Below are 17,392 nucleotides of genomic sequence, written 5' to 3' on the forward strand. Positions count from 1 at the left end.
GGGGCCGACACCGGTATAAAGCGGTACCATGGCCCCACGCCGCTTACCCTCCGGAGCCACCATGTCCCACCCCTTCGACACCCTCACCCCCGACCTGGTCCTGGACGCAGTGGAAAGCCTGGGCTTTCTCAGCGATGCGCGGGTGCTGGCGCTGAACAGCTACGAGAACCGCGTGTACCAGGTGGGCATCGAAGACGCGCAGCCGCTGATTGCCAAGTTCTACCGCCCAGGCCGCTGGAGCGATGCAGCCATCCTCGAAGAACACGCCTTCACGGCCGAACTCGCCGACTGCGAAGTCCCGGTGGTTGCGCCCCTGCAGCACGATGACCGCACCTTGTTCGAACACAAGGGCTTCCGCTTCACGCTGTTCCCCCGTCGCGGCGGCCACGCCCCCGAGCCTGGCAACCTCGACCAGTTGTATCGCCTGGGTCAGTTACTTGGCCGCCTGCATGCCGTGGGCGCCAGCAAACTGTTCAAGCACCGCGAGGCACTGGCTGTGGACAACTTTGGCCACGCCTCGCTGAACACCTTGCTGGAGGGTAATTTTGTCCCGCGTGAACTGCTGCCGGCGTTCGAGTCCGTGGCCCGCGATCTGCTCAAGCGGGTGGAGGACATCTACGCTCGCACACCACACCAGCTCATCCGCCTGCACGGCGACCTGCACCCGGGCAACCTGATGCACCGTGACGAGGTGTACCACGTGGTCGACCTCGACGATTGCCGCATGGGCCCAGCGGTGCAAGACCTGTGGATGATGCTGGCCGGCAACCGCGAGGAGCGCCTGGGGCAACTGGCCGAGCTGATCGACGGCTACAACGAGTTCCACGACTTCGACCCGCGCGAACTGGCCCTGATCGAGCCCCTGCGCGCCCTGCGCCAGCTGCACTATAGCGCCTGGCTGGCAAGGCGCTGGGACGACCCCGCGTTCCCGCCCAGCTTCCCTTGGTTTGGCCAGCCACGCTACTGGGGCGACCAGATTCTCGCCTTGCGCGAACAGATGGCGGCGCTGGATGAAGCACCGCTGAAATTGTTCTAGAAGCACGCCCGCCTCTGTCTACAATAGGCGTCGCTTTATTTAGCAACCTAAGCAAGGATTCTGCATGCACGCCGCAAACCCGCGTCGCGGATACATACTGGGCTTGAGCGCCTACATCATCTGGGGCCTTTTCCCCCTCTACTTCAAGGCAATCCAGAGCGTCCCGGCGGTGGAAATCATTGTCCACCGGGTGCTCTGGTCAGCACTGTTCGGCTCGCTGCTGCTACTGGTGTGGAAACACCCCGGCTGGTGGCGGGAACTGCGCAACAACCCGCGCCGGCTGGGCATCCTGGCACTGAGCGGGGCACTGATCGCCGGTAACTGGCTGACCTACGTGTGGTCGGTGAACAACGGCCGTATGCTCGAGGCCAGCCTGGGCTATTACATCAACCCACTGATCAACGTACTGCTGGGCATGCTGATTCTTGGCGAGCGCCTGCGCCGCCTGCAATGGCTGGCGGTGGGCATGGCTGCCGTGGGTGTGGCGCAGCAGGTGTGGCAAGTGGGCAGCCTGCCGTGGGTGTCACTGGTGCTGGCGTTGAGCTTCGGCTTCTATGGGCTGATCCGTAAGCAGGCGCCGGTGGCGGCACTGCCCGGCCTGGTGGTGGAAACCTGGATGCTGGTGCCGCTGGCCCTTGGCTGGCTGCTGCTGCACCCGGCCGCGATGAGTGCCCAGGGCGCGTTCTATACCAGCAGCGAGGCGCTGTGGCTGATGGCGGCCGGGCCGGTGACGCTGGTGCCGCTGGTATGCTTCAACGCCGCCGCACGGCACCTGCCGTACACCACGCTGGGCTTCCTGCAGTACCTGGCACCGACCTTGGTGCTGTTGCAGGCTGTAGTGCTGTTCGATGAGCATTTGTCGTCGAGCACCCTGGCGGCCTTCATGTTCATCTGGGCAGGTTTGGCGATTTACAGCGTCGATGCATGGCTGAACTTGCGCAAACGTAGCTGATCAGAAAACGATCAAAGATCTGCAGGCCATGTAGCGCCTGGCCTGCAGAGACATCTCCATAGGTTATCCACACCCTCGCCCCCGCGCTTTGTGCACAAGCTGCTGATAATTGAGCATTTTTTGAGCAAAACAGTACAAGGCACGTGATACCTGGGCTGGAGAGGTACACCCCCAGGTTATCCACAGGGCCTTCCCCGTGATATCGGGATAACCGCAGATGGCCGCTTCGCAACACAAGGCCGCCCCACATTTGTCCGGTGTACGCAGGACCGTGTGGGAGCGGGCTTGTGTCGCGATAGGGCCGCAAAGCGGCCCCGGCAATCGCTGATCAATCCTCTGCCCGCAGCTTCAACTCCACCATCAAGTCATCCGCCAGGCTCTCCAGCCGCTGCTGCAGTTCTTCCAGCGGCAAGGTCAACGGCAACGCCAGCAATGCGTCGGCGTGGAACAACGGCTCACTGCTCATCGGCGCCGGCTGCACGTCTGTGGAAAACCGCTCGACGTTTACCTGCAACTCGGCCAGCAAGCGGGTAATGTCCCGCACGATCCCCGGCCGGTCGTTACCCACCAGCTCCATGGCAATTGGCTTCCAGGTGCACGACGGCTCGATCCCACTCTCGGCAATCAGCACGCGAATGTCATACCTGGCCAGCCCCTGCAGCGAGGCCACAAGCTCGGCGTAATTCTCTGCCGGCACCGCCACCCGCAGAATGCCAGCAAACTGCCCGGCCATACGCGACATGCGGCTTTCCAGCCAGTTACCACTGTGGTCGGCGATGCACTGGGCAATACGTTCGACCTGGCCGGCCTTGTCAGGGGCAATTACAGTCAGTACAAGATGATCCACAAGCCCTTCCTCGTGTCGGACCGCGCCGGGCGGCAGAAAATCGGGGGATCGAGTCAGTATAGGCAAGGCGCGGCAACCTGCCGCAGGGCAATCTGCACAGCCAATCGTGTACTGTTTCAAGATTTATCTGGAACAATCCACCTGTTTTTTGCGAACATACCCTTTCCCAGCGTGACCATACGCGACCAACGGGTCGCATAACGGCGCTTTTAGTCTGATTTTGCCCCGCCTACTGCTTCATGTAGTATCCCGTGGCGCGGACTACAAAACGTCGTTTGGATGTCTGCCAAGGCGCCTGTGAAAATACGCACACTGCCCGCCAGCCTGTCTGGCAGGCCGCACCCAGCCGCCCCCGAGCAAAACCGGGAGCATGCACTGGTGCCGTGTTTAGAGAAGCGCTACAGGCTTAATACAGAAGAGCGAAATAGCTGAGCAGAGTGAGGCAAGCAATGACTGGATACGTTCAAGTCGGTGGCCTTCAGGTCGCCAAGGTCCTGTACGACTTCGTGAACAACGAAGCCATCCCCGGGACCGGCATCGTCGCCGAGCAGTTCTGGGCGGGTGCAGAGAAGATCATCAATGACCTCGCTCCAAAGAACAAAGCCCTGCTCGCCAAGCGCGACGAGCTGCAAGCCAAGATCGACGCCTGGCACCAGGCACGCAAAGGCCAGGCCCACGACGCCGCAGCCTACAAAGCATTCCTCCAGGAAATCGGCTACCTGCTGCCACAAGCCGACGATTTCCAGGCCACCACCCAGAACGTGGACGAAGAAATCGCCCACATGGCCGGCCCACAACTGGTCGTGCCGGTGATGAACGCCCGCTTCGCCCTGAACGCCGCCAACGCCCGCTGGGGTTCGCTGTACGACGCCCTTTACGGCACCGACGCCATCAGCGATGAAGGCGGCGCCGAAAAAGGCCAGGGTTACAACAAGGTACGCGGCGACAAGGTCATCGCCTTCGCCCGCGCCTTCCTCGACGAAGCCGCGCCACTGGCCGCCGGCTCGCACGTTGACTCCACGGGCTACCGCATCGAAGGCGGCAAGCTGGTTGTTGCCTTGAAAGGCGGCAGCAACAGCGGCCTGCGCGACGATGCGCAACTGATCGGCTTCCACGGCGACGCCGCCGCACCCACTGCCGTGCTGCTCAAGCACAACGGCCTGCACTTCGAAATCCAGGTCGATGCCAGCACCCCCGTCGGCAGCACCGACGCCGCTGGCGTCAAAGACATCCTGATGGAGTCGGCACTGACCACCATCATGGACTGCGAAGACTCGGTTGCAGCCGTAGACGCTGACGACAAAGTCATCGTCTACCGCAACTGGCTGGGCTTGATGAAAGGCGACCTGGCCGAAAGCGTGAGCAAGGGTGGCAAAACCTTCACCCGCACCATGAACCCGGACCGCGAGTACGCGGCGCCTAACGGCGGCAGCGTGACCCTGCACGGTCGTTCGTTGCTGTTCGTGCGCAACGTTGGCCACCTGATGACCAACCCGGCGATCCTCGATGCCCAAGGCAACGAAATCCCCGAAGGTATCCAGGACGGGCTGTTCACCAACCTGATCGCCCTGCACAACCTCAACGGCAACACCAGCCGCAAGAATACCCGCAGCGGCAGCGTGTACATCGTCAAGCCGAAGATGCACGGCCCTGAGGAAGTGGCCTTCGCCGCTGAGATCTTCAGCCAGGTCGAAGACCTGCTGGGCATGCCGCGCAACACCGTCAAGGTCGGCATCATGGACGAGGAACGCCGTACCACGGTCAACCTCAAATCCTGCATCAAGGCAGCCGCCGAGCGCGTGGCGTTCATCAACACCGGCTTCCTTGACCGCACTGGCGATGAAATCCACACCTCGATGGAAGCCGGCGCCGTGGTGCGCAAAGGTGCCATGAAGAACGAGAAGTGGATCGGCGCCTACGAAAACAACAACGTCGACGTTGGCCTGGCCACCGGCCTGCAAGGCCGTGCGCAGATCGGCAAAGGCATGTGGGCCATGCCTGACCTGATGGCCGCCATGCTCGAGCAGAAGATCGCCCACCCGCTGGCCGGTGCCAACACCGCTTGGGTACCGTCGCCAACTGCCGCCACCCTGCACGCCCTGCACTACCACAAGGTGGACGTACAGGCGCGCCAGCGTGAACTGGCTTCACGTACCCCGGCGTCGGTGGACGACATTCTGGCCATTCCGCTGGCTGCCGACACCAACTGGTCGGCCGAAGAGATCCGCAACGAGCTGGACAACAACGCCCAGGGCATTCTCGGCTACGTGGTGCGTTGGATCGACCAGGGCGTAGGTTGCTCGAAGGTGCCGGACATCAACAACGTCGGCCTGATGGAAGACCGTGCCACCCTGCGCATCTCTGCCCAGCTGCTGGCCAACTGGCTGCGCCACGGCGTGGTCAGCCAGGAGCAGGTGCTGGAAAGCCTCAAGCGCATGGCCGTGGTGGTCGATCAGCAGAACGCTGGCGACGCCCTGTACCGCCCGATGGCGCCGAACTTCGACGACAACGTGGCGTTCCAGGCGGCTGTGGAACTGGTGGTGGAAGGTGGCAAGCAACCGAACGGTTATACCGAACCGGTACTGCACCGCCGTCGCCGCGAGTTCAAGGCGCGTAACGGGTTGTAAGTAACATCTGCGCCAGGGTGCCGTTTTGCGGCCCCCTGGCGCATCAACCCATTTTCAGTTCTTTCCTCACCAGCTCCAACAGCTTGCCCAAATCCACCGGTTTGAGCAGGAAGTCCACCACCCCCAGGTGCATCACATCCACTGCTTCTTCCACATCGGTGTCACCCGACACCACAATGATCGACAACGCCGCCCGCTCCGACGCGCGAATTGTCCTGATCAAGTCCAGTCCACTTTCAGGCTGCATGCGCAAATCGGTAATCATCAACCCGATACGCTTCTGGTAGTGCAGGTACAACCTGGCTTCCTCGGCCCCATCCGCCCCCACCGCATCAATGCCCCGGCTTTTCAGGTACAGGATCAGCGCCTCGCGGTTCACCGCGTTGTCATCCACCACCAGCACCAACGGTCTGGCTTCCACAGGCGCACTTTGGTTTATCACGGCCAAGGCCTCGCGCTCGGCGTCGCTCAGGATGTCGGTGTGCTCGGGCATGCTTGTCTCGTCAAAATAATTCCGCTTCAGCATTAGGACCGCATTACTTGCGTAACCCGTTTCGCCTTTCGTCGGGTCTTTGACAAGGGCGCTCATAGACTTACGTCCAATGGGCACCACCCCGCCGCAAGCCGACCATGGAGGCAGAGAACAACATGGCCGGTACCTATATATAGATATATATAGTTCGGCATAGCGATACGGTCAGTTTCATGAGCAAAAAGGACGCCTACAGCCAGGCGGGCAAGACAGCGGTACTGCAAAACATCCAAGGCACATTGCAGTTCCTGCAGCGCTTTCCGCCGTTCAATCAGATGGAGCACAGCCACCTGGCCTTCTTGGTCGAGCAGTGCCAGCTGCGCTTCTACGCCTGCGGTGAAAGCATCGTCAAACCTGCCGACGGGCCGGTCGAGCACTTCTACATCGTCAAGCAAGGCCGCGTGGTTGGCGAGCGCCAGCACCTGGCCAAACCGGGTGTCGAAACCACGTTCGAGATCACCAGCGGGGAGTGCTTCCCGCTGGCAGCCCTGCTGGGTGAGCGGGCAACCCGCACCGAGCACCTGGCCGGGGAAGACACCTTCTGCCTGCAACTGAACAAGGCCGCATTCATCCGCGTGTTCTCGATGTCTGAAGTGTTTCGGGATTTTGCCCTGCGCGGTGTCAGCAGCCTGCTTGATCAGGTCAATCAGCAAGTACGCCAGCGCGCTGTGGAAACCCTCGGCACCCAATACTCGCTGAACACCCCCCTGGGTGAACTGGCCATGCGTCACCCGGTGGTGTGCAGCGCCCATACGCCCCTGCGCGAAGCCGTGCGGCTGATGCACGAGCAACAGGTGGGCAGCATCGTGGTGGTCGACCCGCAGCGCTACCCCATCGGTATCTTCACCTTGCGCGACCTGCGCCAGGTGGTGGCGACAGTAGATGCCGACCTGGGCGCCGCCATCGACCGGCACATGACCGCCAAACCGTTCTACCTCCCACCCCAGGCCAGCGCCTTCGATGCCGCCATGGCCATGACCGAGCGGCATATTGCCCATGTCTGCCTGGTGGAAAACGGACGCCTGTGCGGCGTGGTTTCCGAGCGCGACCTGTTCTCCCTGCAACGGGTCGATCTGGTTCACCTGGCGCGCACCATACGCCATGCGCCACGCCTGGATACGCTGGTTTCGCTGCGCGGCGAAATCAGCCAGCTTGTAGAACGCATGCTGGCCCATGGCGCATCGTCGACGCAGATCACCCAGATCATTACCTTGCTCAACGACCATACCGTGTGCCGGGTCATCGAACTGGCCCTGGCCGAACGTGGCGACCCGGGCGTGCCGTTCAGCTGGCTGTGCTTTGGCAGCGAAGGGCGACGTGAGCAAACCCTGCACACCGACCAGGACAACGGCATCCTCTTCGAAGCAGTCGACAGCGCCGAGGCCGACGCCATCCGCGCTCGCCTGCTGCCGCTGGCGCAATACATCAACCAATGCCTGGCCCAGTGCGGTTTCACCCTGTGCACGGGTAACGTCATGGCCGGCAACCCCGAACTGTGCCTGTCGCGCAGCGAGTGGGCGCGGCGCTTTGCCGGGTTTGTCCGCGAAGCCAGCCCGGAGAACCTGCTGGGCTCGAGCATCTACTTCGACCTGCGTGTGGTGTGGGGCGACGAGCAAGGCTGCGAGCAACTGCGCCAGGGCCTGCTGGCACAGGTAGCCGACAACCGCATCTTCCAGCGCATGATGGCTGACAACGCCCTGCGCCAACGCCCGCCGGTGGGCCGGTTGCGCGAGTTCGTGCTGACACGCCAGGGCAACGACAAGGCGGCGACCCTCGACCTCAAGGTCCAGGGCCTGACGCCCTTCGTGGATGGTGCCCGTTTGCTGGCCCTGGCCAATGGCATAGCAGCCTGCAATACCCTGGAGCGCCTACGCCAACTGGTGGCCAAGGGCGTGATCGAGCCGTTGGACGGCGCCGCCTATGAAGAGGCCTACCACTTCATCCAGCAAACCCGCATGCAGCAGCACCAACGCCAGATTCGCGACAACCTGCCTTACTCCAACCGGCTCGACCCGGACAGCCTCAACCACCTGGACCGGCGCATCCTGCGCGAGTCGCTGCGCCAGGCTCAGCGCCTGCAAAGCAGCCTGGCCTTGCGGTATCAGCTATGAGCCTGTTCGCCTGGCTACGCCCCAGCGCGCCCGAGCTGGACCACGCCAAGCGCCAGCGCCTGGCCCGGTTGCCCAAGCCCGTGCCGCTGGGGGTATGTACCCTGCGTGAGCAGCGCTGGGTGGTGCTGGACCTGGAAACCAGCGGGCTCAACCCCAACCGTGATCAGGTACTGTCGATTGGGGCGGTGGCCATCGAAGACGGTGCCATCGACTTTGCCCAGCAGTTCGAACGCACATTGCACCGGCCTTTGCAGAAGACCAACGCCAGCGTACTGATCCACGGTTTGGGCCCCAGCGCCCTGGCTGCCGGTTGCGACCCGGCCGAGGCCTTGCTGGATTTACTCGATTTCATTGGCAACAGCCCGGTGCTGGCGTTTCACGCGCCATTCGACCAGCGCATGCTGGCCCGTGCGCTGAAAGAGACCCTTGGGCATCGCTTGCAGTCAATGTTCCTAGACGTTGCCGAACTGGCACCGATGCTCAACCCAGACACGGTACTGCGCGAGGCCGGGCTGGATGACTGGGTGGCACGGTTTGGCTTGCAGGTTGAAGAACGCCATCATGCCAGTGCCGATGCCCAGGTGACTGCAGAACTGGCGCTGATCCTGTTCAGCCAGGCCCGGCGCCAGCAGCTGGACAGCCCGCTGCAGCTTGAGCAACGGTTGCGCGGGTGGCGACGGCGCAAGATGCAGAGTCATGGTTTGTAAGGCGTGGGATTTGCAGCGCCGGTGAGATTGAGCGCCGCCCGCGCGGCGTATCGCGAGCAAGCTTGATCTCACCGGCGCCACATAACTCAAACCAAGCCCCATGATGGCAATCCGATAAGCGTCCATTGCACCCACCCCCTCCCCTCTGCAACAATCGAGAATAATTATCGTTAGTTAATGCATTCGTTCCAGGGGGACGCTGCTTGTCTTCTGCACAAAGCCCACACGCCGATCTGGTCGGTGCGCTGTACCGCGACCACCGCGGCTGGCTGCTCGCCTGGCTGCAACGCAGCATGGCCTGCCGCCAACGTGCCGAAGACCTGAGCCAGGACACCTTCGTGCGCCTGCTTGGTCGTGAGCAACTGGAGACACCCCGCGAACCCCGCGCGTTTCTGGCCGCCGTGGCCAAGGGGCTGATGTTCGACCACTTCCGTCGCACCGCGCTGGAACAAGCCTACCTGGCCGAGCTGGCATTGATCCCTGAAGCCGAACAGCCGTCGCCAGAAATGCAGCACCTGATCCTTGAAGACCTCAAAGCCATCGACCGCCTGCTCGGCAAGCTGTCGAGCAAGGCTCGCGCGGCGTTTCTGCACAGCCGCCTGGACGGCATGGGCCATGCCGAGATTGCCGAGCGCCTTGGCGTTTCGGTGTCGCGGGTGCGCCAGTACATCGCCCAAGGGATGCGCCAGTGCTATGTAGCCCTGTATGGGGAGCCGACGTGAGCAACGTCCCGGTTTCGTCCCGGGTCCTGGAAGCCGCGATTGCCTGGAAACTCAGCCTCGGCGACAGCAGCAGCACGCCTGATGAGCGCAATGAATTCATGCGCTGGCATGCCGCCAGCGAAGAGCACGCACGTGCCTGGCGCCAGCTCGGCGCCATGGACCAACGCGTTAGCGCGGCGGCTGGCCCGGCACGCCAGGCGCTGCTGCAATCACGCGCCAGCCTGCGGCGACGCATTGGCAAGGTTGGCGGCGGGCTGGCTGGCACGTTTCTGCTCGGCGCGCTGCTGGCATGGGGCGGCGCCCCGTCGCTGGCACCCAGCTACTGGCTGGCTGACCAGCGCACCGCCACGGGAGAGTTGCGTACCTTGCGCCTGGAAGACGGCACACTGCTGAGCCTGAACACCCACACCGCCGTAGACATCGACTACGCCGGCGCGCAACGGGTGATCGTGCTGCACCAAGGCGAAATCTCGGTCGAAACCGGCCACCAGGACTCGCGCCCGCTGCTGGTACGCACTGAGGACGGTCGCTTGCGGCCACTGGGCACGCGCTTCCTGGTGCGCCGCGAAGCCGACGGTACGCGCCTGGAAGTGCTACAAGCCTCGGTCGCCGCCATGCCGCATAACAGCGGCGACGAACAGGTGCTACGCGAAGGCCAGCAGGTGTTGATGAACGCCAACGGCATCGGCGAGGTTGGCACGGTGCCTGCCGGTGCCGATGCCTGGACCCGCGGCATGCTGGTGGTCGACAACGTACGCCTGGGCGACCTGCTCGCCACACTGGGCCAGTACCGCAGCGGCTACCTCGGGGTGGATGCCAAGGTCGCCGACCTGCGTGTGACCGGCAGCTTCCCGCTGACCAACACCGACCTGGCGCTGGCCTCGCTGGTGCCGGCGTTGCCGGTGAAGATCGAGCGACATACGCAGTGGTGGGTGAACGTCACGTCCAAATAGGCCTGGCCTGCTGACCAATTTCCACCCGCCGTTCACTGTTGCCGCCACCACCGTATTCGCGGGTAAACCCGCTCCTACCACGGTGGTGGGCACACATCGGGGTCGTCGTAGGAGCGGGTTCACCCGCGAAGAGGCCGGTGCTGGCAAACCCCCTTTTAAATAATTCTCAATATTTTTCAGATTCACCCTGTCACTTTTCAGATCTCGCTCGGCAAGGAAGCAGCAAGCACTTACCCGTCGAGGAACCGCCGCATGTCCCGTGCCGTTGATCATATTCTGCGCCCCAGCCTGATGGCCCTGGCCATCGGCCTGGCTGCCCCGCTGACCAGCCCTGCCTTGTTCGCCGCCGAGCAATCCATGTCGCGCGCCTACAACCTGCCCAGCGCGCCACTGGCCACCACCCTCAACCAGATCGCCAGCCAGGCCGGCATTGCCTTGGCCATCGACCCGGCACTGGTCAGCGGACGCACCTCGGCCCCGGTAAGCGGCCAATACGACGGCCTGGGCGCCCTGCAAGCCGCCCTGAGCGGTACCGGCCTGCAGTTGCAGCAGAGCAGTGCGGGCAGCTACAGCCTGGTGGCCGTGCCGGATGGCACACTGGCCTTGCCGGAAACCACCGTGAATGCCACCAGCGCCAGCGAAAGCGCCTGGGGCCCGGTTGAGGGCTACGTGGCCAAGCGCACTGCTGCTGGCACCAAGACTGACACGGCACTTGTGGAGGTCCCCCGCTCCATCTCTGTGGCCACCCGCGAGCAAATGAAAGACCGCGGTGTACACAGCCTGGATGATGCAGTGCGCTATATGCCAGGTATCGTCTCCGCCAGCTTCGGCAGCGATACGCGGTATGACTGGATGCGCGTGCGCGGCTTCGAACCAACGCAATTCCTCGATGGGCTGCCGCTGCCACGCGGCGTGTATGCCAACCCGAAAGCCGAAACCTGGAACCTCGACCGCCTCGCCCTGCTGCGCGGCCCGGCCTCTTCGATCTACGGCCAGACTCCACCTGGCGGCCTGCTGGACATGGTCAGCCGCCGTCCGCAAGCGGAAAGCGCTCACGAAATCGAGCTTCAATACGGCAGCGACAACCATCGCCAGATCAACTTCGCCAGCACCGGCAAGATCGACGATGAAGGTCGCTTTCTCTATGGCGTCAGTGGCGTTATCCGTGACAGTGGCACCCAGATCGACCACATCGACAACAAGCGCTACAACATTGCCCCAAGCCTGACCTGGAACATTGACGAAGACACGACGCTGACCTTCCTGACCCAGTTCACCCGTGACGATACCGGTGCCACCAGCCAATTCCGGCCCATCCAGGGCACCAAGATCGACATGCCGTTCGGCAAGATCTCGCACCACAAGAACCTGGGTGACCCGGATTACGAGTTCTACGACCGTACTTACTACGCGCTGGGTTACGCCTTCGAACACCGCATCAACGACGTCTGGCAGTTCCGCCAGAACCTGCGCTACACCAAGTCAGACCTGTCGTTCCAGACCATCACCCCTGGCAGTTACTACGAGCCCGGCGGCCCGGTCAAAGACGATGGCACTGTCAGCCGCATGTCCACCAACACCGATGAAGACATCAGCCAGTTCGCAGTGGACAACAACTTCCAGGCGGACTTCGCGACCGGGGACATCAACCACACGCTGTTGATCGGCCTGGACCACCAGCGCATCAACACCAACTACCTGTCGATCTTCGACTTCACCGTGCCGGACAGCAACGTCAACAACCCGGTCTACGGGCTGCCGATCACTCGCCCGGATCGCTCGACCGCGTTTTACGACTACAACCAGAAAACCCGTCAGACCGGCCTGTATGTGCAGGACCAGATGGCGCTTGGTAACTGGCGCCTGACCCTGGGCGGTCGTGAAGACTGGGTGCACACCGGCACCAAGTTCTTCAACCAGGGCGATGCCACCAATACCCAGCGGGACAAGAAGTTCAGCGGCAACGCAGCCATCAGCTACGTGTTCGACTCGGGCTTCGTGCCGTACCTGTCCTATGCCGAGTCGTTCCAGCCCTCCAGCAATGCCAGTGTGTCAGCCTCGGACTCGTTCAAGCCCACCGAAGGCAAACAGTGGGAGCTGGGCGTGAAGTATCAGCCGCCGGGGTCCAACACCCTGTTGTCGGCAGCCGTGTACGACCTGACTCAGAAAAACGTCTCGGTCACCAACACGGTCGGTGGTGTGACCATCACCAGCCAGACCGGTGAAGTGAAAGTCCGCGGCCTTGAGCTGGAAGCGGTTTCCGATGTGACCGACAACCTGAAGGTGATTGCCGCCTACACCCTGGCCAAGTCCGAGGTGCAGGATGGCGATTTCAAAGGTAACCGCCTGCAACTGATGCCTAACCAGCAAGCGTCCATCTGGGGCGACTACACCTGGCACTCAGGCGTACTCGACGGCTTCGGCATAGGCCTGGGCGCGCGTTATACCGGTAATACCTACGGTGACCAAGGCAATACCTACCTGGGCAAGGCCAAGGCCTACACCGTCTTCGACGGGTCGGTGCATTACGACCTGGGTCGCCTGAACGGCAGCCTGAAGGGCGCGTCGGTCGCGGTCACCGCCACCAACCTGCTGAACAAGGACTACCTCTCTACTTGTGACGCGTACTACTGCTACTACGGCGATGAGCGCAGCGTTGTCGCCAGCGCCACTTACAAGTTCTGAGTAAGCTGGGGCCGCCTTGCGGCCCCGGGTTCCAACCGACAACAATCGGTACCGTGATGAAGAGCCCCACCATCCGCCGCTGGTCCTTGATCCACACCTGGAGCAGCCTGGTCTGTACCCTGTTCCTGCTGTTGCTGGCAGTCACCGGCCTGCCGCTGATCTTCCACCACGAACTCGAACACCTGCTAGGCGACGCCCCTGAACTGCGTGAAATGCCGGCAGGCACACCGCACCTCGACCTGCAGCAACTGGTGCTCAAGGCCGAACAACATCGCCCCGGCGAGGTCATGCAGTACTTCGGCTACGATGAAGACGAGCCCAACGGCGTAGTCGCCATTACCGCCGCCACCGCCGGCACCGACCCCAACCTGTCGCACACCTTCATGCTCGATGCACGCACCGGCGAGGCGGTGGCCATGCCGGCCGCCAACGGCGGTTTCATGATGGTGATGCTGCGCCTGCATGTGGACATGTTCGCAGGCCTGCCGGGCAAGCTGCTGCTGGCCTTCATGGGCGTATTGTTCATTGTCGCGATTGTCTCCGGCACCGTGCTCTATGCGCCGTTCATGCGCCGCCTGGAATTCGGCACCGTACGCCACAAGAAGTCCCGCCGCCTGCGCTGGCTCGACCTGCACAACCTGATCGGCGTGGTCACCCTGGCCTGGGCATTGACGGTGAGCGTGACCGGGGTAATCAGTGCCCTGTCCGACCTGGTCATCGCGGCCTGGCGCAACGACAGCCTGGCTGCGATGGTTGCCCCCTACCGCGACGCCCCGCCGCTCGTCGAGCGCGCCCCAGCCACTCGCCTGCTGGACATTGCCGAACAGGCCGCGCCGGGCATGCGCCCGGACTTCATCGCGTTTCCTGGCACGCGTTTCTCCAGCGAGCACCACTATGCGGTGTTCATGAACGGTGCCACCCACCTGAGTTCGCACCTGTTCACGCCAGTACTGATCGATGCTCGCACCCTTGAAGTGACTGCCGTCGGCAACCGTCCCTGGTACATGGATGCCATGGGCCTGTCGCAGCCACTGCATTTCGGCGATTACGGCGGGCGACCGATGCAGATCCTCTGGGCGTTACTGGACGTGCTGACAATCATCGTGCTCGGCAGCGGCCTCTACCTGTGGTGGGGCAAGCAGCGCAAACCCAGGGAGGCACGCGCATGAGCCACAGGTCTCAAGCCACTGCACGCCTCTTCGCCTGGCCAGCGTTGATTGCCCTGCTTGGCTTCCTGGGCCTGTTCGCCGCACTGCTCGGCGACGGTGGCTGGGACGTTCTGGCATGGGCCGGCCTGGGCCTGCCGGCCCTGCTGAGCCTGCGCGGGCTGCTCTGGCGTCGGGGGCGCTAGCCCGCTACCACCCCGCAACCGCAGGTATTGCCAAGCATGGGGTTTTCCTCAACCAAGGAACCGCCCCATGCGCCCCCTCGAACAACTGGAACAGATCGACCGACAAATCGGTGACTTGCTCGACGGCCTTCCAACCCTCGACCGTCAACACCCCATCAACCCCGACACGCGCACCTGGCTGCACGGCGAACTGGCCAGCTTCTGGACCACGGCCGATGAGCAAGGCGAAACCCCCAGACAAAAGCTGCTGGCACTGCGCAAGGCGCTGATGCTGGCCGAGGTTGAACTGCGCCTGGGCGACGAGACCTTGGGCTACCGCTCAGCCGATCAACTATGGGCCTGCCTGCAACAGCCACTACCCTCCCAGCGCAGGCATATGCCCCTGGCCAAAAGGCCACAGGTCTACCGCGTTCTGCTGGAAGGCCTACGGCCCAACTGGCGAAGCTACCTGCCAGGCACACTGATCATCGTTGCCGGTACCGCCGAAGGCCCTATGCTCACGCCTCAGGATGCCGCAGGCGCTGCTTTGCTGTGCAGCCTGTCACAAGGCATAGAGGCCTTCGACTCCCTTGCCGCACTGCATTTAGAGCTTTGCGAACGCCTGGAAGCCCCCCTCCAGAGCAGACCGCTGCTGCAGCTGTACTCTGACGCGCAGGCAGACCGCGCTCGCCGGTCACAGCGCCTGCGCTATGACTGGTACGCCGACAGCCTGCTGGAGGCCCAGATCGACAGCGTGATAGAAGCCCAACGCCAACGCCTGAGTGACACCGGCTTGTGGAGCAACGGCTCACCCGACCAGCACACCCGAATACATAAAGCCCTGGCGCTATGGCCCGAAGTCGGCGCCAAACCCATCCTGCAAACACGCTACTCTCAATTGCTTGAGAAGAATCTGCCCAACTGGCTGCGCAATACATCTGCGCAAGGCCTGAGCCATATGATGCAGGCCATGCAAACGCTGGTGGCAATCGCCGAGCAGGCTGCAGCCCCGGGAGTGCTGAGCCTTGACGACTTCAAGCAACGCAATAGCCTGCTGGCCTGGGCCAACGCACGCCTTCGCGAGCGCCTGGGCCATGACCTGGGGTACGACACAGATCCTCGCGAGATCAAGATCGTGGTCGTACGCGCCCGCCGCACGGGCGCCATCATGCATCCCTTCGCCCTCTCATCCTATGTCACCTATGCAGGCATGCGACGCGTGGGCCACGAGATGGTGGAGATGGTCGAGGAAATCAACACCCTCGAAGAGATCGCCCTCAAGAACTTGCCGTGGTTCGATACCGACTACTGGCTGACTGCCCGGGTGATCCATGCCCACGGTAAAGCCATGCCCGCCGGGCTCACGCCGCCGTATGTCAAGCACATGGTCCGGGAACTGAACGTGGGTGACAGCTACGCAAAGTACCTGCACACCCAACTCATCAGTTCCAGAGCAGGCAAATGGCGCCTGACTGCGCACAGTAAGGTCAACCGTGCACGCATGCACGCTGAAGCAGTCAAGGCGCGCTACGCCGGACACTTTGGCGAAGACCCTTTCGAACATGGCTACAACTGGGTGCGCGCAGTGCTGGACCAACCACACAATGCCTTGCGTGCACCGGTAGCCGGCTACCCGGTCACTGTTCGGCAGTTGAACATCATGGGCCATACCCTGCAGGGCGTGCTTCTGCTCAACAGCCTCCCCTACAAATCTCCGGCATGCGTGCTGTACACCCCGGATGCCCCAGACCGCAGGGCCTGGCGCCGTTTTCGCACGACCCGCGAACTGCTTCGCACATTGCGCCAACAGCCCACGTTGAGAGCATACGTAGCCCAGCGCCTGCCATTGCTGCCTGCCGCCACGGTGCAGCGGTTGCTGGACAAGGGGCGCCTGAGCACGCATTTGACCACGCCCGAGGTCAAAGACGACCTTTTCTTCGACTACTACATGGCCGAGGCCCGGGCGCTGATCGCCCAGGCCGATGCCGACAGCATGACGACCAGCGAAGTGAATGCGGAGTCGGTCATGGCGTTGAGCTGGCGCTTGCTGGACTTCATCAGCCTGCTGTTGCCGAACCGTGCGCTGCTGGTGCTGTCGATCGGCCGCATGGCAATCGATATCTGGGACGGCGCCGAGGCCTTCAAGCAAGAGGATGTCGAGGGGGTGATGCGGCATGCCTATCAGGCGCTTAGCCACCTCAACGATGCGGGTACCAGTTTCATGGGTTCCAGAGTGCTACGCCGATCCCTGCGCGGGATCCCCAAACCACCGCCACTGCCGCTGCCCGCACGCCTCCAGGTACAACCGGACAGCAGCAGCCTGCGCTATCGCATAGACGGTATCTACGGTGAAGGTGTCTACGAGCAAAGCTCGGCGTTTGGTGGGCAATCGCTGTACTTCGTCAAGGACAACGACAACCGCTATTACCGGGTCAGCTTCGACGGCTACCGCTGGCGAGCCATTGACCCTGACCAGCCAGATGCCTATCTGCAGCAACCGCTCAAGCGCAAAGCCGACGGGCAGTGGGTCATCGACTCACCGGTGCTCTGGTACGACGGGCTGCCCGACCTGAAGCAATTACTGCAGGACTGCTATCTACAAACGCCTGTGGCCGGCCTGCCGGTAAACATCGAACAAGGGCTTTTTCAGGCTGACGATCAGCTGTACCTGGCACTCGAGAACGGGCAGTTGCCTGTGCGCCGCCACCTCCTACCGGATCATTACCACTTGGAGATTGCCGTTGCCAGCAACGCCGGGGTGGTGCCGTGGGCGGTGCTGCGCCACGAAAACGGCCAGTGGCTGATACGCGTTCGCCAGGCAGGGCGCAGCAGTGACTGGCTGACACTGCCAGATCAACCACCGCCGACCCACTGACAGCGGATCCGGCGG

At 62.8% G+C, this 17,392-nt stretch carries 13 protein-coding genes; 11 read left to right on the forward strand and 2 right to left on the reverse strand.

The genetic code is table 11. The features are described 5' to 3' along the window. Positions 1-61: 61 nt before the first annotated feature. Both AC3WLP_RS17465 and rarD read left to right on the forward strand, forming a co-directional pair. Positions 62-1,036, forward strand: coding sequence for a serine/threonine protein kinase (locus AC3WLP_RS17465; RefSeq protein ID WP_088513529.1), 975 nt, complete (start codon positions 62-64; stop codon positions 1,034-1,036). Between the two features lie 64 nt (positions 1,037-1,100). Beyond that, the gene (gene rarD, locus AC3WLP_RS17470) at positions 1,101-1,988 is read left to right on the forward strand and encodes an EamA family transporter RarD (protein WP_003255619.1); all 888 of its coding nucleotides are present in this window, start codon (positions 1,101-1,103) and stop codon (positions 1,986-1,988) included. A 328-nt stretch (positions 1,989-2,316) separates the two neighbouring features. Here rarD and AC3WLP_RS17475 read toward each other — a convergent pair whose 3' ends face one another. Then, complete coding sequence (locus AC3WLP_RS17475) at positions 2,317-2,835, reverse strand: glycine cleavage system transcriptional repressor (protein ID WP_003255620.1); 519 nt, start codon at positions 2,833-2,835, stop codon at positions 2,317-2,319. 449 nt (positions 2,836-3,284) lie between these two features. Between AC3WLP_RS17475 and AC3WLP_RS17480 the strand changes: the two genes are divergently transcribed. Then, a complete protein-coding gene (locus AC3WLP_RS17480) occupies positions 3,285-5,462 on the forward strand; it encodes a malate synthase G (protein ID WP_003255621.1) in 2,178 nt (725 codons plus the stop codon). A 43-nt stretch (positions 5,463-5,505) separates the two neighbouring features. Here the strand turns inward: AC3WLP_RS17480 and AC3WLP_RS17485 are convergent, their stop codons facing one another. Further along, on the reverse strand, positions 5,506-6,051 hold the full coding sequence (locus AC3WLP_RS17485) for a response regulator (RefSeq protein ID WP_011953277.1): 546 nt from the start codon (positions 6,049-6,051) through the stop codon (positions 5,506-5,508). Between the two features lie 116 nt (positions 6,052-6,167). Here AC3WLP_RS17485 and AC3WLP_RS17490 point away from each other — a divergent pair, with 116 nt between their 5' ends. The 8 genes from AC3WLP_RS17490 (at position 6,168) to AC3WLP_RS17525 (ending at position 17,377) form a co-directional block, all read left to right on the forward strand. Next, positions 6,168-8,105, forward strand: a complete 1,938-nt coding sequence (locus AC3WLP_RS17490; RefSeq protein ID WP_014755106.1) for a putative nucleotidyltransferase substrate binding domain-containing protein — start codon at positions 6,168-6,170, stop codon at positions 8,103-8,105. After that, the gene (locus AC3WLP_RS17495) at positions 8,102-8,812 is read left to right on the forward strand and encodes a 3'-5' exonuclease (RefSeq protein ID WP_011953275.1); all 711 of its coding nucleotides are present in this window, start codon (positions 8,102-8,104) and stop codon (positions 8,810-8,812) included. Before AC3WLP_RS17490 ends, AC3WLP_RS17495 begins: the two co-directional genes overlap by 4 nt. A gap of 203 nt (positions 8,813-9,015) precedes the next feature. Continuing rightward, positions 9,016-9,534 carry an RNA polymerase sigma factor gene (locus AC3WLP_RS17500; protein WP_003255629.1) on the forward strand — a complete coding sequence of 173 codons (519 nt, stop codon included), beginning with the start codon at positions 9,016-9,018 and terminating at the stop codon, positions 9,532-9,534. Beyond that, positions 9,531-10,487, forward strand: coding sequence for a FecR domain-containing protein (locus tag AC3WLP_RS17505; RefSeq protein ID WP_011953274.1), 957 nt, complete (start codon positions 9,531-9,533; stop codon positions 10,485-10,487). Before AC3WLP_RS17500 ends, AC3WLP_RS17505 begins: the two co-directional genes overlap by 4 nt. A 252-nt stretch (positions 10,488-10,739) precedes the next feature. Continuing rightward, a complete protein-coding gene (locus AC3WLP_RS17510) occupies positions 10,740-13,172 on the forward strand; it encodes a TonB-dependent siderophore receptor (protein ID WP_003255632.1) in 2,433 nt (810 codons plus the stop codon). 56 nt (positions 13,173-13,228) lie between these two features. Next, positions 13,229-14,341: a PepSY-associated TM helix domain-containing protein gene (locus AC3WLP_RS17515; RefSeq protein WP_004576367.1), complete on the forward strand. Its 1,113-nt coding sequence runs from the start codon at positions 13,229-13,231 to the stop codon at positions 14,339-14,341. Then, positions 14,338-14,523, forward strand: a complete 186-nt coding sequence (locus tag AC3WLP_RS17520; protein ID WP_011953272.1) for a hypothetical protein — start codon at positions 14,338-14,340, stop codon at positions 14,521-14,523. Before AC3WLP_RS17515 ends, AC3WLP_RS17520 begins: the two co-directional genes overlap by 4 nt. 67 nt (positions 14,524-14,590) lie before the next feature. Continuing rightward, on the forward strand, positions 14,591-17,377 hold the full coding sequence (locus AC3WLP_RS17525; RefSeq protein WP_088513530.1) for a dermonecrotic toxin domain-containing protein: 2,787 nt from the start codon (positions 14,591-14,593) through the stop codon (positions 17,375-17,377). Positions 17,378-17,392: the final 15 nt, after the last annotated feature.

The organism is Pseudomonas sp. FW305-E2, from assembly GCF_058782925.1.